Source organism: Wolbachia endosymbiont of Drosophila aff. chauvacae BK-2020, assembly GCF_032848195.1.
GTDB classification, from domain to species: Bacteria; Pseudomonadota; Alphaproteobacteria; order Rickettsiales; family Anaplasmataceae; genus Wolbachia; species Wolbachia pipientis.
The window spans coordinates 399,520-419,546 of the sequence record NZ_CP136586.1 but is presented as its reverse complement, the minus strand read 5'-3'; the positions used below and the strand labels follow the sequence as shown (position 1 = coordinate 419,546).

Here is a 20,027-nt window from a genome sequence, read left to right as displayed (position 1 = left end):
TACCAAGAACCTAATTAATTTTATTATTCCTCAGCCTTTTTAGGTAGCACTGAACTTCATCGTTAATCTGATTACTAAACAGTATAAGCGCTGTCATGTTGATGAGAGCTAAACAAGAGAATAAAGTTCCACCGATATTGGCAATAGCCATTATATCTTTAGAAAGACCAGAGAAAAACGCCACAATTATTACCGCTATGCGGTATATCACTATACTTTTTGCACCGAATAAATATAGCCACCCCATTTCACAACAATATACAAACGAAATTACTGAAGAAAATGCAAACAAAGGAGCAGCTACTGTTAGAAGGATAGGAAACCATGGAGAAACTGTCTCAAATGCTTTGTGAGTAATTAATATTCCCTCACCAACACCTGTTTGGTATGCACCTGTTATTACTATTGTTATTCCTGTTAAACAGCAAATTAACATTGTGTCAAAGCATGGTTCTATCATAGCGACTAGTCCAGTTCTTACTGGTTCTTCATCTTTAGTTGTTGCATGAGTAATTGAAGCAGAACCAACACCTGCTTCGCTGGCAAAGATTGCCCTTTGAATTCCAGCAACAAATGCTCCTACCATCCCTCCGCCAACAGCATTGAAATCTATCATAGTGGAAAATAATATTTTCAACGTATAACCAAGGTTATGAATATTAAATGCAATAATAATAATACAACTCAAGATATATATAAGTGACATAATAGGCACTAGTGCAGAAGATACTCTAGCTATCCTTTTAATTCCGCCAATAATCACTAGAGCAAGCAGCGCAGAAATTATGGAAGAAAGAAACCAAGAGTGACCATCTACCCAACTTGAATAGCCAGATAATATTGAAACCATTTGGTTGGTTTGAAACGCTACACTTCCACCAAGACCTGATAATACAAAGAATACTGCATACATGGCAGCCAGCACAATACCAAGTTTTTTAAATCCAAATTCCTCCAGACCATTCCTTATATACTGAAAGGGACCACTAAACAATTGGTCCTGATCTTCTGTTCTATGTCTAAACGCCAACGTTACCTCAGCAAATTTTGCTGACATACCAAAAAAACCTGTAATCATCATCCAAGGCACCGCTCCTGGTCCACCCATTGAAACTGCAATTGCGACTCCAGCAACAGTTCCAAGGCCTACTGTGCTTGAAAGTGCAGTCATAAATGCCTGAAAATGCGTAATATGACCATCATGGTGATTCGTGTCATATTTTCCACATAAAATAGCAAACGCATGCTTAAACATTCTTATGTTGAGAAATCCAAAACGTAATGTTAGAAACACATAACCAAAAACTAGTAGAAGGATTATAAATGGCACGTAAAGGATCTTGAAAAACAGTACTTCATTCATGAAGTTATTTATTCCATTCAACACAGCGTCATAACTTTCGTAAAAACCTGAAGCAGCGTACACATCATTAAACAATAGGCAAAATAACACCATACAAAGCAATCTATAAATCATGTTAATACCCTTTAGAATTGTAATAAGAATCTATTGTATTCAAAACTTCCCTTCTTAGTAGATATATTGCAACAGCATTTGGAATCATAAGGCACATAAACAAACTGTCACCTAGATAAGATATAAATTCTATATTCTTTGACATACAGCTGATATACACTGAAACCACTATAAGAATTTGGAACGGTATCAGTATTTTTTTACTACCAAATAAATACAGCAAAGCAACTTCACAGTAGTAACAATAAGCTATTATTGTGGAAAATGCAAAGGAAAACATCATTAGCGGAAAAACTAACTTGCTGAACAAGGGCAAAGCTGTTGAAAATATCGAACTAATTAGTGTAATATCACCCACGTTATCAGTGCTATGCATACCAGTGATAATTATCACAATACCAGTCAAAAATGAGATTAATATTGTGTCTATAAGTGGTGCAATCATTGCAACGCACCCAACTTTAATTGGATCTTCTTCTTTTACAGCTGAATGTGCTATAGCTGCTGTTCCGGTACCTGCTTCGTTAGCAAACACTGATCTTCTCACTCCGGCTATTAATCCGCTCAATACTCCGCTTCCTATAGCTGATTTATTGAAGATATCTTGGAATATTATGGATAGAGCATTCAGCAAATTACTTCCGTTTACATAAATTAAATATATACACATACCCACATATAGCACTATCATAATTGGTGCTAAGCTCGTTGAAACGAAAGCAATGCGCTTTATTCCTCCCAATATTACAATAAAGACAAGCAGGGATATAATAATGGATGCGTTGTATTCTAGGAGGTTATTTGATAGTGCTGCTATTTGATTTGCTTGAAATGGTATACCGCCCAAAATCATTGCAATAAGTAGCATAATCGCATAAGTGAAGGCAAGAAATCTACCAGTTTTTGCAAATCCAATTTTTGCAAGCCCGTACTTCATGTAATAAAAAGCCCCGCCAGTTGTATTTTCAGAGCGATAAGTAAATGCAAGCACCACCTCGGCAAACTTTATCGACATACCAAGTATTCCGGTAATTACCATCCAAAAAACTGCACTTGGGCCCCCTATTGTGATAGCTATTGCAACTCCTGATATTGTTCCAAGACCAACTGTTCCTGAAATTACTGTTGCAAACGCTTGAATATGAGTGATTATGCCATTGTTGCTGTTATTACACTTTAGATTGAATAGCGTCTGTATTCCATATTTAAGTAACCTAAAGTTAATGAATTTGAACTGGGCAGTACAAAAGATTCCAGTTGCAATTACCCAAATAATTATAAATGGAATGTTGAATATCTTTATATACAGAAATGAATTTAATAGTTCACTTATCTTCAAAATCATGCAGTTTTCTATTTTTTGTTAGCTAACGAGTTTTATATGTAAAATATATGTAAAACCCGATGCTTATTGGAATAGTAAGTGTATACACTATACCTAAAATTGGTAGAGTCATCCAGGGCTTACTGATGAAAAATACAATAAGTACTCCAAAAAATGACACAAATATATAGGATAGGCTTTTGGGAATATAAATATATTTTGCAGAGAAAGTTGGAATGTGACTTATCGAAAAAAATGAAATGGCCAGAAAGTAACAAGCTACGTTTCTTGTGTTAAAAAATCGCTCTATGAGAAGTAAGTATTCACTCTCATGAGATTGAAAGGTAATAATTATTGGTAACAAAGAAAGTAAAGCACACACTGGAGCTGGAACACCAGAAAAGAAAAATTTTTCCCAGTATGGTTGTTCTGAGTGTAGCGAAACATTAAATCTTGCAAGTCTTATTGATATGCAGATTACGTATATCATTACTAAAATCCAACCTATGACTTTGATTTCGTTTAGCTTCCAAAAATACAAAAGAAATGCAGGCGCTGCACCAAAATTTAGAAAATCTGCAAAAGAATCAAGCTGGGCTCCAAAATCGCTAGTTGATTTTAGAATTCTAGCTATTCTGCCATCCATTCCATCTATTATTGCTGCAATGATGATAAAAATTACTGAGAATTCCCATTGTTCATTAAATGTAAATTTAAGTGAAGTGAGACCAGAACATAAACCCAATAAAGTTATAAAGTTTGGGAATAATTTAGTAATAGGTAAGAATCTACTGTTACTTCCCTCGTTATTCATATAACGTCAAAAGTAAGCTTCTCTTGAACGTTTTCCTTATTTAAGTTTGCTATAATTGTTTCACCACCAATAACAGTTTGCCCTTCTGAAACTCTGACTTCTGTATCAGCAGGAACATAGATATTCACTCTACTGCCAAACCTTATAATTCCAAACCTTTCACCTGCTTTTACGTTCTGGGATATTCCTAAATTACAAACGATACGACGTGCAATTAATCCAGCTATTTGCTCCACAATAATTTCTTTCCCCTTTTCGTATTCAATTACAATAACCTGCTTTTCATTTTCATTACTAGACCTATTGCTCATTGCGGATACAAACTTGCCTTTTTTATAACTCATTTCCTTTATCGTACCAGATATTGGTATACGGTTCACATGGACGTTCAAAACACTTAAAAATATGCTAACAAGCGTAAACTTCTTCTCCTCTCCGTTTTCTGCTGATAAAGGATAATTAACTTCTTCAATTTTTGAAATCACACCATCAGCAGGACTTAATATAAGATTCTTATTGTTTGGCACAGCTCTTGCTGGATCACGAAAGAAATAAGTACACAATAATGTCGGAAACAAGCACGTAACGCCAAACCCCCAAGATATAGAGAATGCTATACACGTTACTATAAAGGAAACTACTATAAATGAATAACCTTCCCTGTTTATATTAGGTAAACCAAAACACATAATCTTATTAACAATAACCTATTGTTAACAATTTATCATTTATAATTTCTCATGAAAAGCTTTTTTTAACTGCTTCAGCAAAGTCTTTTTGATACAAGGTAACATTACAGATTGTTATATTAGCACATAGAATTACCGTCATACTGTAACAACCCGTCCAACACAAAATCTAATGCCTAAGTTTAGATCAGAAAACTGATTCTTCTAAAAGTTGCTCACTATCCTCGTCTATTATGATAGAATTATCATGATTTCTGAGTAAATCTCTGATTTTCGTTTCTATTTCATTTGCGACTTCTTTGTTTGTTTTTAGGTAAGTTTTTACATTCTCTCTTCCTTGTCCAAGACGTGTGTTGTTATATGAATAGTAAGCGCCTGCTTTTTCAAGCACACCAAGCTTTGCTCCCATATCTATTATTTCTCCGAGTTTTGATATACCTTCATTGTACATTATATCAAATTTCGCTTCTCTAAATGGAGGAGCAACTTTATTTTTTACAACTTTAACTCTTGTTTCATTACCTGTAATATTTTCTTTGTCTTTTATTACACCAACTTTTCTTATATCAAGCCTTACAGAAGTATAGAATTTTAATGCATTTCCACCCGTGGTAGTTTCAGGATTTCCATACACTACTCCTATTTTCATACGAATTTGATTAATAAATATCAATATACAGTTCGCTTTTGAAACGGCAGAGGTTAGTTTCCGTAGCCCATGACTTAGAAGCCTTGCTTGCAGCCCCATATGTTGATCACCCATATCACCTTCAATTTCAGCTCTTGGAGTTAATGCTGCGACAGAGTCAATAACTATCACATCAACCGCACCAGAACACACTAAATACTCAACAATATGCAACGCCTGCTCTCCAGTGTCTGGTTGTGAAATCACTAAATCATCAGTGCTTACCCCAAGTTTACGAGCATATAAGACATCCAATGCATGTTCTGCATCGATAAATGCGCATGATCCTCCTTTTTTTTGTGCTTCAGCAATCACGTGCAAGGCAAGAGTGGTTTTACCAGAACTCTCGGGGCCAAATATTTCAATTATACGCCCTTTTGGCAGACCTCCAACACCTAGAGCCGAATCAAGCGCAATTGATCCTGTGGATATTGTGTCTATTTTTTCTACAGGGTTTTGCTTCAACTTCATTATTGCACCTTTACCGAATGCTTTTTCAATCTGGCTTATTGCGTTATCTAGCGCTTTTTGTTTATCACTATTTCTTTCTTCTGGGTTACTTGCCATAGATCATTTATTAATTTATATAATTCTCTATGATAATCAAACGCGAATAACCTGCCAAGGTTTTTCTAGTATTTATGTATTATTTCAATAAAAAATATTAACGTTTTCATAAAGCAGATATTTGTTTGCCTTCGTTAGTAACACACTATACTTTAGTGTACGAACGTTGCAATTTGCAGCATAGCAGGTGGTGTCATCCAAGTAGCCAACACTGAAATGACTAAATTCGAAATGGCTACATGAATTTATTGTAAATTACTACCGTATAAGGTGCGATGCAACAAAGCCATTCCAGTGTCAGCTACTTGAATGACACCTCTTAGATGGGTCAGCTACTCAGATCTGCCATGAAAACTGCAACCCTAAATGTTGGAGCACTGTCGTACACTAAGCGCTGTAATGACAATTTTAGTCGCTTCATACACTTATCATGCTAGTCATAACAGAAATAATTTTTACCAAAGATATTTATGAAATAATTGACATAGTTTGGAAATATGTATATTATAGAACATTAATAGTTAGTTAATTTGTAGGTGTAATGTGGCTAGAAATGTTTTGAATGAAAATGAGTACCACGCTTTAAAGCAGTTGTTTTTAACATTTAATATTCAAAAGGAGGATGTGGTAAATTCTGACATTAAGAATATTAAGAAAAAGCTTAGTCAACAATACCGTAAATTATCGTTAAAATATCACTCAGATCAAAACCCAAACAATAAAGAAGCGGAGGAGAAATTTAAGGTTATTGCATTAAATAAGCCATTTTTTGAAGAATTTATAATAGAGCCATTGGAGAAAGGTCTCAATAAAAGAAATAATTTAATAAAAGAATTACGCGGTAAGTTGTGGAGTCGCAGTTATGAAGAATTGCAAAAATACTTAGATGATAAGTGCAGAAATAAACTCTATAATAAGCAGCAGTCAATTAACAATAATGTAACTGCTTATGTAAAATATTCTTCTTATTCAAATCTCTTAGGAGTTCTTTTAGTATCCTTCACATCAATTGCATTTTTAATAATTAATGGTATTTCTTCTAATGTACCAATAGCAGTAGATTTTCTTGCTCCCTTGTTAGCAGGATCTATTTTAAATCTAGCTGTTAAGAGCATTTATACTAGAAATGGGAAAGAGTTTAATCATCAGACTAATATTTTATTATTGTTTAACTTTGACCAAGAATGCGAAAATTTTTCAAAGAGTGATAGGACTAAATTAAAGTGGCTAAAAAATTCAGTTATTTTGAGCAACACAATCTGTACATCTTTAATGTTTTTCGGTATGGGATTAGATTTAGTTGCCAACGGCTTTGGTATAACTAACTCTATGATGTTATCCGGCTTATTACTTTCATTACCATTCACGCTTTTAATTGTTACTTCACCTATTTTAAATGCTGCAAGTAATTATATTCTCAAAAAGACAGCTATAAATTCAATTGAGGAGCAATTTAAAGGTGATGATCAGTTTATAGAAGTCGATAACGAAAAGCCAAGCAGTACTATGAGCAATCAAAGTTATTTCCCCATCGATCAGTTAATATCATCAAAGTTAGCTATTCTCCATAGCGAAGTCTCTAGCTAGGAACAATGAGCCACAGATTAGTATGGTTTTGACGTTTTGGGTAGAGGCTTTTAATATGTGATTTGATATTGCATCGCCAATTGATTCACATTCAACTGCTTTTATTCCTATGTTATTGGCTTTTTCCCTAATCAAATTTGTATTTGTTGCTTTAGGTTCAGACTTAACACAAACCGCACATAGTAGCTTGATATATGGCTTTAAGTGCTCTAAGAACTCTTCCACATTTCTGTTACTAGTAACACCAAAAACCATATAAATACCTTCAGCAAAATTATCTTTTACCCACTGAGATAGTACTCTAGCACCATCATTATTGTGTGCACCATCTAAAAATAATTGCCAATCTTTCGGTAGTAGGAAAATTAAATTACCTTCTTTTATAGACTCTAGCCGTGCAGGCCAATAAGTGCACTGTAAACCTGAAGTGATATCCTCTTCTCCAATATCAAATTCATACTTTCCACTTAAAATACTACATGCTGCAATAGCATTGCCTGCATTAATCACCTGATGATCACCCTTTAAAGATGGCAAAGGAAATTCTATTGATTGAATAGCTGATTGAAAAACCATTTTGTTGTTCTTTTTTTTGCAATTCCATTCAAGACCTCCTCTATACAAGGGAGATTTCTTATTTATTGCGTGGTGTTCTAGCGTGTTCACTATAGATTTTTCTTGCGGTGCTATTACGCAAGGAACATTAGGTTTCATTATTCCAGCCTTTTCACCTGCTATAATTTCTACAGTAGGGCCAAGATATTCCGTATGATCAAGTGCAATGGAAGTAATTATTGTTAAAATCGGATTATCTATAACATTTGTTGCATCAAGCCTTCCACCCATACCCACTTCAACTAAAGTTATATCGGCTTTATGACGAGAAAAAGCTAAAAAAGCTGCAATAGTTGCAGCTTCAAACAGAGTGATAGGTTGTTCTGCAATTACTGCACGACATTCTTCTAATAAGCTATATAATTCATTATCGTCGATATAGCTGCCGGCTATCACTATCCTCTCATTAAAACTCACTAAATGTGGAGAAGTGTATGCGTGTACCCTATACCCTGCTGCTTGCATTATATATCTTATAAATGCTAGTGTTGAGCCTTTCCCATTAGTTCCAGCTATATGAATTACGGGAGGCACTTTTTTCTCGGGGTTATCTAGTTTGCTAAGAAAGCCTTTTATGCGATCAAGAGAAAAATCATTCGGCCTGCTACCAAGTGGCTTAGGCCAATGAGGCATATATATCATGGATTGTTATTGCATTTTAATTCAGCTATAACGCTTGCTATGCCATGCGTGTCGATTTTTTCACTAAATTGATAACGTTGATTAATAGCAATACTTATTCCACTCATTACAACATCACTTATCAAGAAAGAACTGTTATTTTTAGTAACTTTAAAATCAATATTTGTAAATTCTTCATCACCGTAAGAAAATCTTGTACCAATTAAGCAAGTTTCATCGTCAACTGCTTTTGTACTCATTATGATCATTTCACTATCATGCATGTATTTATATAAAATTTTAACGCACAAACGCGTAAGATACACTTCATACTCTCTTAAAAAATCTTCTTTTTCTTTTTGTTTAACTAAAGCCCAATGTTTTCCTATGACGAATTGCGATATTCCTTTGAGGTTAACATTGTTTTGAATGACCTCCTGAAGCTTTTTTTGCACACATTCCCGGTTTTTTTTATTCTCCTTTGTAGATATACCATCCACTTGTTGCTTCATAGTATGCACAAAAATTTTGTGATCTGTACAATTAGTGTAAGCACTTGAAGAAATTACAATAAAAACAATGATAGTTAAAACTTTAGTAATGTTCATAAGATATATTTATTAGCTATGATACTTAGAATGCAAAGTTTAATAAAGATTAAATAATAATCGCTAGCTTTAATATATCTATAGACACACCTTGTATAAATCATCTACAATTAATTAAGGGTCTGTTCTATGCGTTATGAGTTAAGTTAAATTTCCCGAGCGATAATTTCTAGTCAAGGGAATTGCCTCTGTTAATTTCGTTGAAATTGATACGCGATGCCCACCTTAACTTTAGTCTCAGGAATCTACTAAGGCTGACGGTAGATACGGATCCTATTTTGATTGGTTTAACATTTATGCTTCATCAATACAAAGAACAGGGTGTTTTCCTATGTTTGCCTAATGAAGTATTCCAAATTGTAATTGATGTTGAAAGGTATCCTGATTTTGTTCCTTGGTGCAAAGCCGTTTATATAAAAGAAAAAATTAACAACCAAATGGTTGTGGATCTCCTCGCAGCTTTTCATGGAGTTAAAGGTAGATATACATCAGAAGTTACTTCTCTTTCTCCAAGTGGAACAAATGAAGGTTGGATAAAAGCTGTATCATCAAATGGAATATTTAAACATCTATACAATGAATGGCAATTCATTCCCATAGATGAAAATAAAACTATGGTAAAGTTTTATATAGAGTTTAAGTTTAAGTCCAACTCATTTTCCACTTTATTAAACTCAGTATATAAGTATACACAAAGTAAAATAATTGCTGCATTTAAAGATAGGGCTGAAAGCCTTGCTAAACAAAAGTTATCTTGACATTATTAATATAAATGTATAATTTTTTTTAGTAAGTGAAGTGTTTATATTGTAATGATTTTTAGACTATTGTTTTTATTAATTTTCATAAGTGTTAATTCTTATGCAGTTGTTAAGCAAGATTTATCCGATAACCAATACATTCAAAAAAAACCCAATGAAATAACATCAAATGAGCTATTATCGCCATTACCTAATGATAAATTATTAGGAGATCCAAAAGCACCAATTCTAATGATAGAATATGCTTCATTAACTTGTTATCACTGCTCTCTTTTTCATAGGAATGTTTTTCCTAAAATTAAAGAGAAATATATAGACACAGGTAAGATGTTATATATATTTCGTCATTTTCCTTTGGATTACAGAGGGCTAAAGGCTGCAATGCTAAGTCATTGCTACGAAAAACAAGAAGACTACTTTAATTTTAACAAAGCTGTTTTTAACTCAATAGATTCGTGGAATTACTACAATTTAAGTGATTTGACTTTACTACAAAGAATTGCTGCACTAAGCAACTTAAAGCAAGATGCATTTAACCAATGCATTAATGATAAGAAAATAATGAATAAAATCGTAAATGATAAATCACTGGCAATTAATAAACTTGGTATCACAGCCACTCCAATATTTTTCATCAAGCTTAACGATGATAAATCATATATAGAGCATAATAAAGTTAAACATGGAGGGTATAAAGAGCTGAAATATTTCACTAATGTGATAGATAAATTATATGGAAAAGCTATAGTGAAGTAATACCACTGTAGCTTACCATATAAAAGACTCTATGCTGAGTCATTGTTTTTCACTACTGTTTGTTGTTTTTTACGCTCAAACTCTCTTTTTTTACTGTGCCAAGTGTAGTAATACATAGCGATTTTATTCTCTATTAATACTATTGTCCCATCATAAAACTGAACCATATCCATAACTTTTCTCTGAGCTTCATCAAAACGTTCTTTATACTTTTCACGATAAGCTGGATTATGTAGTAACATAGCCCCTTCATTCTTGTTAGATTTTTTGTTTAACGTTTCAATTTCACCAGCAATAGTATAAGACATATAACCCCCTCTAATTGATTATAAAAATTATATTTTAAAAAAAGAAATGCGCATAAACAATCCCTTTAATTCTAGCATAATAATCGACTGTTTATTATACTAGTTAACTATAGTACGATATATAATAATTTTTGTCACTTAAAATTTTATACTATGAAATAATAACTTAAAATAAATGTTTTTATTATTTTAAACTATATTATTATATTTATAAATTGTGTATGAATTAAGTCTCCCTAATTTATAATATATGCGTAATAATTTTAGTATAAAATTGTCATACATAAGAAATCTATTTGCAAAAGAATATAAAAAAATAGAAGAATATTGTATTCTTGAAAAAAAGCAACATATTCAAATTGGCCCTGAAGAAGGAAAGCTATTAAGTTTATTTATAAAAATCCAAAAAATCAAAAGTATTGTTGAGATTGGCACGTTATACGGTTACTCGTCGATTTGCATGGCAAAAGCTCTACTAAAAGACGGTCATATATATACAATAGAAAATAATCCTCAACACTCAAGAATAGCAAAAAAAAATTTTAGTGCTTTTAATCTAAGTGATAAAATTACTCTAATAGAAGGCGATGCACTGGAAAAAATTAATGAATTATCAGCAAAAGCACCATTTGACATGATATTTATTGATGCTGACAAAAGTAGTTATCCTAAGTATTTAGATTGGGCAGAGTCATACATTAAACAAGATGGGCTAATCGTTGCAGATAACACTCTACTGTTTAACACAGTATTTTTAGAATCGCCTCCAAAAGGAGTATCAGAAAAATCATGGCATGCCATGAGGGAGTTTAATAATAGATTATCAGATGAAAAAAAATATTTCTCTATATTGATTCCCACTGATGAAGGAATGACTGTAGCTTTAAAGCTAACATAAGTTAAAAATCAAGGTCAGCATAATGTTTAGGAGGGATTAAACCAGAAATCCTCTCTAATAATATCTCACGAAAACAAGGCTTTGATTTAACAATGGAGTACCATTCTTTTAAAATTTTACTTTTTTCCCATGGAAAACTACTTACATAATCCATTACGGAAATATGCGATGCTAAAGTAATATCAGCTAAAGTGAACTTATCAGTTGCAAGCCAAACGTTCTTGTTAATTAAGTGTTCGGTGTATTCCATATGGCAAGGCAGGTTATGCTGAGCTGCATGAAGAAATCTAGAGTCAGGGCTGCGGTTAGTAATTACTTTTTCATTCATAATATACTTAGTAACTTCATTGTAAAATTTGTTATCGAACCAATTGATTAGAGCGCGTATTTTAGACTTAATAATAGTGGATGAACCAAGTAATTTGACGTCGCTATTGTAAGTCTCTTCTATATATTCACAAATGGCATTACTATCCGCTATTACAAAGTTATTATCTATTAACACTGGTACTTGCCCGGTTGGATTGATCTCCATAAATTCATTCCGCTTTTCCCACGGATTTTCATACACTAGATCACAGCCTAATTTTTTTTCTTTTAGAAAAGCTCTAACTTTTCGTGAAAATGGACAAAGAGGAAAATGATATAAAATCATAATGTTCCTCTTTTGTTATACCAATATCCTTTTTTTGTTACTCTATGGCTTGACCTACAACTGTACGAACTTTCTTTGTAGTCCACAGAAGTTTGCGTAGCAGGTAGTGTCATGCAAGTAGCTGACACTGGAATCCAGTTCTTGTTATACAATTGCCTAGTGCGCTCATTTACAGTTAAGTTTTCTGGATCCAAGTAGTCAAGCACTGGGATGACATCCTTTTCGGTAAAAATTGCTCTTATATCACAACATTCATACAGCTGTATGCCTAGGCACTGGGATGACATAAATAAGCGCTGAAATGACATAAATAAACATTGGAGTGACAATCTTGTAGTGACTTGCATGACAACTAACTTTTTGTTTACTTCAAAATAGCACTGTAAAAAATTTAACATATCAAATTATAGAGCTAATATAGGATATACCTTGCTAAATAAAAAAAAAAGTATAATATTTTATAAGGTATGCAGGCAAAAACTCTGTAATTTGGTCAGATCAGAAATGAAGCAGCCATATCAGAACCTTTTTGGGTTGCATACCTATTTCATTATTTGTTTTATCCGAGGCTATGAATATAGCATTAAAACATCGTCCTAGTAGCTTCAAAGATCTAGTAGGTCAAGATATATTAGTGCGTGTATTAGAAAATGCTTTTATTTTAAACAAAATCCCACAATCTATACTGCTCTCTGGTAGTAGTGGAGTTGGTAAAACCACCACTGCAAGGATAATAGCTTTATGTTTGAATTGTTCCCTGGGGCCAATTTTTAAACCTTGCGGATCATGTGAAAATTGTCTAGCAATAAAAAATTCAAGCCATCCAGATGTAATTGAAATCGATGCAGCAAGTCACACTAGCATTGACGATATTAAAGTAATCCTGGGAGATATTTGCTATTCACCTATAAGCTCTAAATTCAAAGTCTACATTATAGATGAAGTACACATGCTATCTAGCAGTGCATTTAACGCATTACTTAAAACCCTAGAAGAGCCACCATCTAGTGTAAAGTTCATTTTAGCAACTACGGAAATAAAAAAGATACCAATAACTATTATTGCACGTTGTCAAAGATTTGATTTACACAACATTCCTGTAGCTAAAATAGTGGAACGTTTAAATGATGTTGCACAAAAAGAGAGTTATTCCATTGAAAAGGGAGCATTAGAATTAATTGCACGACACTCTGGAAATTCAATGCGTAACGCCTTGTTTTTGATGAATCAAGCAGTGCTATATAGCAAAGATGGTGCAATATCCACTAAAAATGTGACAGACATACTTGGCCTAGTGGATAAAGATATTATATTCGATCTATTAGGGGCAATATTAGAAGGTGATTTACAGAAAGCTCTATCAGTGTTTGACAAGGCGGTAAAAACAGCAAACCCACTTAGTATTTTTGAAGGTCTATTGCAAACAATTCAGTTAGTATGCCGTTTTTTGATTACAAAAGAGATTGATAATGCAGTTACAGAGCATGAAAAGAATAGGATAAAAGATTTAAGTATAAAGAGATCTTTAATATTTTTTTCGAGATTGTGGAAGATGTTGCTTAAAGGTATTCAAGATATAAAAACTTCAACATGCAACGATGTTGCTGCTGAAATGATGTTAATTAGCCTCTGTTATCTTTCTGATCTGCCTTCTCCGGAACAGGTGATCAAAAAAGTTCTTTCGCAGAATGTAGAGCAAGGAAATAGACAGGGCAGACCTGTTGCACCTTCCCCCTCTGTCATCCAAGTAGCTGACTACTCGGATCCAAAAAAATATGTGGAAAGTAAACAACAACCCCACTCTGTCATCCCAGTGCGTGACACTGGGATCCATGTGGAAAATAAACAACAAAATTACGATTTTGATAAGATTTTGCAACTATTAAGGCGAAGTAACCAAATTTATCTTTACAAACAACTGTGTAATAATCTACAATTAATAGATTGTAAACCTGGATATTTAAAATTAAAAGCTGTATCTAAGTTGGATAGTAATTTTTGCAATGATTTAAAAAATTACTTAAACCAGGTGACTCAGCAAGAGTGGGTTGTTGCAGTTGATACAGGTTATATAAACAGGGAAGTGAGTAATTTAAATTATGCACCTGCAGTTAAGGATATCCTTGACACGTTTAAAGGTGCAAAAGTAGTTAATATAGAAAATAAGGAGTAAGTTGTGGATTTTAGTCAAATAATGAAACAAGCGCAAGAGATGCAAAAAAAGCTTGCAGAAGCTCAAGAAAAATATGTTGGAAAAGAGTTTCAAGGTATTTCTGGTGGTGGCAAAGTTTCTGTATTAGTGGAAGTCATAAAAATAGGTAGCTATAAAGCTAAAAAGGTGAACATAGACTTAGAACTTATGAGAAATGAGGAAAAAGATATAGTAGAGGATTTAGTAACAGCAGCGTTTAATGATGCCGTTAAAAAAGCAGAAGAAGATATGGCGAATGCAACTTCTGATCTTGCAGGTATGATGGGTTTACCATCTGGGTTTAAACTTCCTTTTTGAATTTACTACTGAAGTTTCTTTTAGTGTAAGTATTTTTTTTCTAATATTCCCAACGCTAGTACTTCTTCATATAATGTACCTATACTAGCATAGCCCTACGTCATACCGTGATTCATTCCACAACTGTACAAACATTGCAATATGGCACATAGTAAACGATGTCATTCCAGTCTGGAATCCAGCCTTGCCGTAATCTCATCAAGAACATTGTGTTTTAACATAAAACGGCTACTTTTATGCTTACCAACTTAATAAAATTCCTGGATCCCAGACTGGGATGACAAGAAGATGGTACTTGGATAAGAGGCATTGCCCTCCTGGTAGGCCCAAATTGCAATGTTCGTACAGTTGTGGATTTCTCATCCGCTAACAAGCAGCGGAATGACGAGGTCTTTCGATAGTAAATCTTACCTGTGTTAGCTATACCAAAAAATCAAAAGTCGTATTTATTCATTAATAAAATCTTTGTCTTCTCCTAAAAATTAGTTAAAATGTAGAATATTTTGTGTTATTAAGTTAGCACTTGACTTAACTTTAGTTGTTACTTAGACTGCTAAAGTGGAATTTTAATTTTTTTACGAGGACAATTATGCATTATAAAAAGTTTTTTTCAGCAGCCGCTTTAGCAACGTTGCTAAGTTTATCAAACTCTGCTTTTTCAGATCCTGTTGGTCCAATAAGTGATGAAGAAACTAGCTACTACGTTCGTTTGCAATACAACGGTGAATTTTTACCTCTTTTCACAAAAATTGATGGTATTACCTATAAGAAAGACAAGAGTGATTACAGTCCATTAAAACCATCTTTTATAGCTGGTGGTGGTGCATTTGGTTACAAAATGGACGACATCAGGGTTGATGTTGAAGGAGTTTATTCATACCTAAACAAAAATGATGTTAAAGATGTAACATTTGACCCAGCAAATACTATTGCAGACAGTGTAACAGCAATTTCAGGATTAGTGAACGTGTATTACGATATAGCAATTGAAGATATGCCTATCACTCCATACATTGGTGTTGGTGTTGGTGCAGCGTATATTAGCACTCCTTTGGAACCCGCTGTGAATGATCAAAAAAGTAAATTTGGTTTTGCTGGTCAAGTAAAAGCTGGTGTTAGTTATGATGTAACTCCAGAAGTCAAACTTTATGCTGGAGCTCGTTATTTCGGTTCTTATGGTGCTAATTTTGATGGAAAAAAAGTAGATTCTCAGAACAGACAGGTTACTGATGCAGGCGCATACAAAGTTCTTTACAGCACTGTTGGTGCAGAAGCTGGAGTAGCGTTTAATTTCTAGTCTATCTCAGTCTTGTTATCCCAGTGAGTTTTTTCTTGCCATCTAAGTGGCATGACACTGGGATCTAGAAAAAAGAAATGTGGATTCCAGTGTCAAGGCACTGGAATAACACTATTTGCTATGTGTTTAAGCTATAACGTTTACCATTGTACTGGTAGAATATCATCTAAGGTTACATAATGTTATCCAATTAGCTAACACTGCGGCCTACTGTCTCCAAGAAATTAGATGGAAAATTTGTACTTTTTTCAAATCAAAGCTTGAATTTTTGCTGGAAAATCAATATATTATATGCATGAAGTTTTGATTTAAGTTGTTATGTTGACCTCAATGGCAAACTTATGTGTCGATAGCAGAACCAATCTCATGCAATATATTGCTAGGGTGCAAAAATTTCCTATGCTGTCTCAAGAGGAAGAGGTACGATTAGCAAAAAATTGGAACCAATATAAGGATGTTTCTTCTGCTCATAAATTGATTACCAGCCATTTGAATTTGGTAGTGAAAATTGCAATGAAATTCAAAAATTATGGGCTATTGTTGATGGACCTGGTTATGGAAGGAAATATGGGTTTAATGCACGCAGTGAAAAAGTTTAATCCTGATTTAGGGTTTCGTTTTTCAACTTATGCAGTGTGGTGGATTGAAGCTTCAATAAAAGACTTTATATTGAAATCTTGGTCGTTTGTGAAAATAGGCACAACGCAAGCACAAAGAAGATTGTTTTTTAGTTTACGTAAAATAAAAAAAAGAATTTTACAGTATACAAACAGGGAAACTTTAAATAATGAAGAAATAAAAGCAATATCTAATGAGCTTTCTGTATCCGAAGGAGATGTTCTGCAGATGAATTACCGTATGGCTTGTAAGGATCAGTCGCTAAACGATTGCATAAAAATAGGTGATGACTCTAAAAGGGAGTTGCAAGATATGATCCCATGTAACTTGGTCAGTCAAGAAGTAACCTATCAGAATCATGAAGAAAAAGAATTAAAAGAAACAATTTTAAACAATGCACTAGCGAGTCTCAACGAAAGGGCAAAAGACATTTTTATCAGTAGATATTTGTCTGAAAACATTCAAACTCTGGATGAACTTAGTAAAAAATATTGTGTTTCAAGAGAAAGAATAAGGCAGTTGGCTGAGCAGGCGATGGCTAAGGTAAAACAATATATACAATCTGAAAGTTTGAAATTTGGTTTGCATGCGTAGTTTTTTTATATTTCTAATATTTTTTTCGATAGGCGCTTTTGCATCGGTTAGTGATGTACAATTGAAGGAAAAATATAAAGATTGGCTCGTGTATACTGCATTGGAAGATGGAGAGAAAGTATGTTATATTGTATCCTATCCTAAAAAAAAAAGCGAATATTATACAACCAATCGCAAGCCGTATGTAATGGTTAGTTATGTTGATAAAAAAGCAGATGAGGTAAGCGTTACCTCTGGTTTTCAGTATGATAAGGAGCCTGTAGCTCTCAATATCGACAAAAAAATTAAATATACACTGCCCATAATACAGGGAAGTTTTGCGTGGGCAGAGCATACAAAAATAGATCAAGATCTCATTCTAAAAATGAAGCAGGGATTATCAATGGTAGTTAATGGAAAAACAAAAACAGTGACCATTGATGATACTTATTCCCTACTTGGTTTTCAAAAAGCGTATCAAAAAATGCATGATTTATGCCATACAAAGTAAATTATTGTAACAGAATACCCAGCTATAGTATAAACTAGACTACTCTTTCAATGGAAATATAAATAGCACTTTACTTTATATGGGATGTGGATATCATTTAAAATATATTTTTGAGAGTTAGCAATGTCAGAGGTTGCAGGTGTAGATACAGAAATCAAAAAGCAAAATTCTGTGTGCGAGCAGATGCGTTTTAGCGTGAGCCGCACAAGTCTTTTAAATACATTATCCAGAGTAAGTGGAGTGGTTGAAAGGCGTAATGCAATAGATGTTTTGGCGTGTATAAATATCAAAGCACAACACGGCAGCATAAAATTAATGGCAACTGATCTTGACATTTCAATGTTTGCCTCACTTGCTGCAACCGTATTAACAGAAGGAGAAGTAAAAATTTCAGCGCATACTTTACATGACATAGTGAAGAAGTTACCCGCTGATTTGGATGTCAATTTTGAAGTAAACAACCAAGGAAAATTATTGATGTCTTGCGGAAATGCAAACTTTTTTTTACCGAATGTAGTTTCAAGCAGCTTTCCTGCTCTTGAAGAAGACAATTATAAACATGATTTTACTCTACTAAATACAGACCTGATAGACTTATTAACTAAAACAAAATTTGCTGTATCACTAGATGATACAAGGTATAATTTAAATGGAATATATCTACATACAGATGAGCAATTTCTGTACTGCGTTGCAACTGATGGCCATCGTTTATCATGTATAAAGAGGCCAAAGCCTGGGAACATCAATGGCGAATTTGGTGTGATCATTCCACGTAAAACTGTTATGGAGCTGTTAAAAATATTGGACGATTGTAATGAAATTAAAGTAAAACTCTCAGACAGAAAAATCAAGTTTACATGCGGTGAATATATTCTAATATCAAAATTAATAGATGGAACTTTTCCAAATTATAAAGCAGTTATTCCAGCATCTCAAGATAAGCATATGATTATTGAAAGTAAAAAACTTTCAGACGTTATAGATCGAGTTTCCGTTGTTGTATCTGATAAAGTAAAATCTATTAAATTCTCACTACAAGAAAAGCTGCTAACTCTGCATTCAAACTCCCAAGAGTGCAGTGATGCAACTGAATCCATAGAAGTGGACTACAATGAAGCCCCTATAGAAATAGGGTTCAACTCGCGTTATTTACTTGATGTTCTATCCTGCATAAAAAATAAATGTAAGTTTAGCTTAGCCGATGGTAATAGTGCTACAATTATCACTGATGAAGACGATTCAAGTGCATTATATGTAGTAATGCCAATGAGAACTTAAACTCGTCATCTCGCTGCTTGTTAGCGGAATCTGGAGATACCGTGGCGGTATGGCACTTATTTCACTAGCTTTTATTAAATTAGTAATCTATCTTTACCAAATATAAGCCAAAAGGTGGTGCAGTAACTCCAGCGGCACTTCTTTTGCATTGGTTTAATATATTTAGCATTTCTTGCGGATTGGTTCTATTTTTTCCAAATTCAACTAAAGTACCCACAATAATCCTCACTTGGTTATGTAAAAAGGAAATAGCAGATATTTTGATGTGTATATGATTCTCATTTTGTATTATATCGATATCATCAATTGTTCTTATCGGATTTGCGGCTTGACAATCTTTTGAACGGAAACTTGAAAGGTCATGTTTTCCAAGTAGATGTTTAGCAGCTTCACGCATAATATTTACATCAAGTGGGCTAAACACTTGCCATACATAACCCGTCTCCAGAGCGGCAGGAGCATAGCGATTAACTATTCTATATTCGTAATATCTTTTTTTTGCTGAAAACCGTGCGTGAAAAGCATCATCTACAACTTCTGCATTAAGCACGACTATAGGAATTGATTTTAAATGATAGTTTATTGCATTCCTTATTCTATAAAGCTCAAATTCCTTTTCCATATCAAAATGAGCAACTTGTCCTAAAGCATGAACTCCTGCATCAGTCCTGCCACCACAGTACAAAGTAACTTTCTCACCACTAAAATTAAATATAGCATTTTCTATCTTCTCCTGGATTGAGTTAGCAGAGTGTTGCTGTTTTTGCCAACCAGAGAAATTACTACCATTATATTCTACCGTTATTTTGTATCGCACTGCATTACATCAAGCTCTATCTAAAATAGTCATTTTCTATCTTAACATAATTT

20 protein-coding genes, 2 other RNA genes and 1 pseudogene are annotated in these 20,027 nt (G+C 33.6%); 12 read left to right on the top strand and 11 right to left on the bottom strand.

What is annotated here, in order from left to right; genetic code table 11:
• Positions 1-10: 10 nt before the first annotated feature.
• The 5 genes from R0F62_RS02190 to recA form a co-directional block, all read right to left on the bottom strand.
• Positions 11-1,477, bottom strand: coding sequence for an alanine/glycine:cation symporter family protein (locus R0F62_RS02190; protein WP_070356966.1), 1,467 nt, complete (start codon positions 1,475-1,477; stop codon positions 11-13).
• Position 1,478: 1 nt separating this feature from the next.
• Positions 1,479-2,822: an alanine/glycine:cation symporter family protein gene (locus R0F62_RS02185; RefSeq protein ID WP_038199325.1), complete on the bottom strand. Its 1,344-nt coding sequence runs from the start codon at positions 2,820-2,822 to the stop codon at positions 1,479-1,481.
• Positions 2,823-2,844: 22 nt separating this feature from the next.
• The gene (locus R0F62_RS02180; protein WP_010963007.1) at positions 2,845-3,615 is read right to left on the bottom strand and encodes a CDP-alcohol phosphatidyltransferase family protein; all 771 of its coding nucleotides are present in this window, start codon (positions 3,613-3,615) and stop codon (positions 2,845-2,847) included.
• A complete protein-coding gene (locus R0F62_RS02175) occupies positions 3,612-4,304 on the bottom strand; it encodes a phosphatidylserine decarboxylase (RefSeq protein WP_007548750.1) in 693 nt (230 codons plus the stop codon). The genes R0F62_RS02180 and R0F62_RS02175 overlap by 4 nt, the downstream gene beginning before the upstream one ends.
• 187 nt (positions 4,305-4,491) lie before the next feature.
• The gene (gene recA, locus R0F62_RS02170) at positions 4,492-5,559 is read right to left on the bottom strand and encodes a recombinase RecA (RefSeq protein WP_010963008.1); all 1,068 of its coding nucleotides are present in this window, start codon (positions 5,557-5,559) and stop codon (positions 4,492-4,494) included.
• Positions 5,560-6,102: 543 nt separating this feature from the next.
• On the opposite strand from recA, the gene R0F62_RS02165 reads away from it, so the two are divergent.
• Positions 6,103-7,146, top strand: coding sequence for a DnaJ domain-containing protein (locus R0F62_RS02165; protein ID WP_274979069.1), 1,044 nt, complete (start codon positions 6,103-6,105; stop codon positions 7,144-7,146).
• Here the strand turns inward: R0F62_RS02165 and R0F62_RS02160 are convergent.
• Both R0F62_RS02160 and R0F62_RS02155 read right to left on the bottom strand, forming a co-directional pair.
• A complete protein-coding gene (locus tag R0F62_RS02160) occupies positions 7,114-8,403 on the bottom strand; it encodes a bifunctional folylpolyglutamate synthase/dihydrofolate synthase (RefSeq protein WP_274979068.1) in 1,290 nt (429 codons plus the stop codon). The two genes, R0F62_RS02165 and R0F62_RS02160, sit on opposite strands and share 33 nt — an antisense overlap.
• Positions 8,400-8,990, bottom strand: a complete 591-nt coding sequence (locus R0F62_RS02155) for an MlaC/ttg2D family ABC transporter substrate-binding protein (protein WP_010963011.1) — start codon at positions 8,988-8,990, stop codon at positions 8,400-8,402. The genes R0F62_RS02160 and R0F62_RS02155 overlap by 4 nt, the downstream gene beginning before the upstream one ends.
• Positions 8,991-9,106: 116 nt before the next feature.
• On the opposite strand from R0F62_RS02155, the gene ssrS reads away from it, so the two are divergent.
• From ssrS to R0F62_RS02140, 3 genes are all read left to right on the top strand, one after another.
• A non-coding RNA gene (ssrS, locus tag R0F62_RS02150) (6S RNA) lies at positions 9,107-9,267 on the top strand.
• 19 nt (positions 9,268-9,286) lie between these two features.
• On the top strand, positions 9,287-9,748 hold the full coding sequence (locus tag R0F62_RS02145; RefSeq protein WP_274979067.1) for a type II toxin-antitoxin system RatA family toxin: 462 nt from the start codon (positions 9,287-9,289) through the stop codon (positions 9,746-9,748).
• A gap of 54 nt (positions 9,749-9,802) precedes the next feature.
• Positions 9,803-10,507: a DsbA family protein gene (locus R0F62_RS02140; protein ID WP_274979066.1), complete on the top strand. Its 705-nt coding sequence runs from the start codon at positions 9,803-9,805 to the stop codon at positions 10,505-10,507.
• 29 nt (positions 10,508-10,536) lie between these two features.
• On the opposite strand, the gene R0F62_RS02135 is transcribed toward R0F62_RS02140, so the two are convergent.
• Positions 10,537-10,815 (bottom strand): DUF2671 domain-containing protein, encoded by a 279-nt coding sequence (locus R0F62_RS02135; RefSeq protein WP_274979065.1) that lies wholly within the window; start codon positions 10,813-10,815, stop codon positions 10,537-10,539.
• A gap of 250 nt (positions 10,816-11,065) precedes the next feature.
• On the opposite strand from R0F62_RS02135, the gene R0F62_RS02130 reads away from it, so the two are divergent.
• Positions 11,066-11,713 carry an O-methyltransferase gene (locus R0F62_RS02130; protein WP_274979064.1) on the top strand — a complete coding sequence of 216 codons (648 nt, stop codon included), beginning with the start codon at positions 11,066-11,068 and terminating at the stop codon, positions 11,711-11,713.
• A gap of 1 nt (position 11,714) precedes the next feature.
• Here R0F62_RS02130 and R0F62_RS02125 read toward each other — a convergent pair whose 3' ends face one another.
• Positions 11,715-12,368 carry a glutathione S-transferase family protein gene (locus tag R0F62_RS02125; RefSeq protein ID WP_010081992.1) on the bottom strand — a complete coding sequence of 218 codons (654 nt, stop codon included), beginning with the start codon at positions 12,366-12,368 and terminating at the stop codon, positions 11,715-11,717.
• A gap of 107 nt (positions 12,369-12,475) precedes the next feature.
• Positions 12,476-12,592, bottom strand: a pseudogene (locus R0F62_RS06565) (WPE palindromic element domain-containing protein); the annotation flags it as partial.
• 232 nt (positions 12,593-12,824) lie between these two features.
• Here R0F62_RS06565 and ffs point away from each other — a divergent pair.
• The 7 genes from ffs (at position 12,825) to dnaN (ending at position 19,157) form a co-directional block, all read left to right on the top strand.
• Positions 12,825-12,924: signal recognition particle sRNA small type (gene ffs, locus R0F62_RS02115), an RNA gene on the top strand.
• 15 nt (positions 12,925-12,939) lie between these two features.
• Positions 12,940-14,541 carry a DNA polymerase III subunit gamma/tau gene (dnaX, locus tag R0F62_RS02110; protein WP_274979063.1) on the top strand — a complete coding sequence of 534 codons (1,602 nt, stop codon included), beginning with the start codon at positions 12,940-12,942 and terminating at the stop codon, positions 14,539-14,541.
• A gap of 3 nt (positions 14,542-14,544) precedes the next feature.
• A complete protein-coding gene (locus R0F62_RS02105) occupies positions 14,545-14,877 on the top strand; it encodes a YbaB/EbfC family nucleoid-associated protein (protein WP_010963017.1) in 333 nt (110 codons plus the stop codon).
• A gap of 589 nt (positions 14,878-15,466) precedes the next feature.
• On the top strand, positions 15,467-16,174 hold the full coding sequence (locus R0F62_RS02100; protein ID WP_274979062.1) for a P44/Msp2 family outer membrane protein: 708 nt from the start codon (positions 15,467-15,469) through the stop codon (positions 16,172-16,174).
• Between the two features lie 318 nt (positions 16,175-16,492).
• Positions 16,493-17,386 carry an RNA polymerase factor sigma-32 gene (locus tag R0F62_RS02095; protein ID WP_038199346.1) on the top strand — a complete coding sequence of 298 codons (894 nt, stop codon included), beginning with the start codon at positions 16,493-16,495 and terminating at the stop codon, positions 17,384-17,386.
• Complete coding sequence (locus R0F62_RS02090) at positions 17,379-17,876, top strand: invasion associated locus B family protein (protein ID WP_006279310.1); 498 nt, start codon at positions 17,379-17,381, stop codon at positions 17,874-17,876. Before R0F62_RS02095 ends, R0F62_RS02090 begins: the two co-directional genes overlap by 8 nt.
• A 123-nt stretch (positions 17,877-17,999) precedes the next feature.
• On the top strand, positions 18,000-19,157 hold the full coding sequence (dnaN, locus tag R0F62_RS02085; RefSeq protein WP_317051399.1) for a DNA polymerase III subunit beta: 1,158 nt from the start codon (positions 18,000-18,002) through the stop codon (positions 19,155-19,157).
• Positions 19,158-19,236: 79 nt separating this feature from the next.
• On the opposite strand, the gene truA is transcribed toward dnaN, so the two are convergent.
• Positions 19,237-19,974: a tRNA pseudouridine(38-40) synthase TruA gene (gene truA / locus R0F62_RS02080; protein WP_274979061.1), complete on the bottom strand. Its 738-nt coding sequence runs from the start codon at positions 19,972-19,974 to the stop codon at positions 19,237-19,239.
• Positions 19,975-20,027: the final 53 nt, after the last annotated feature.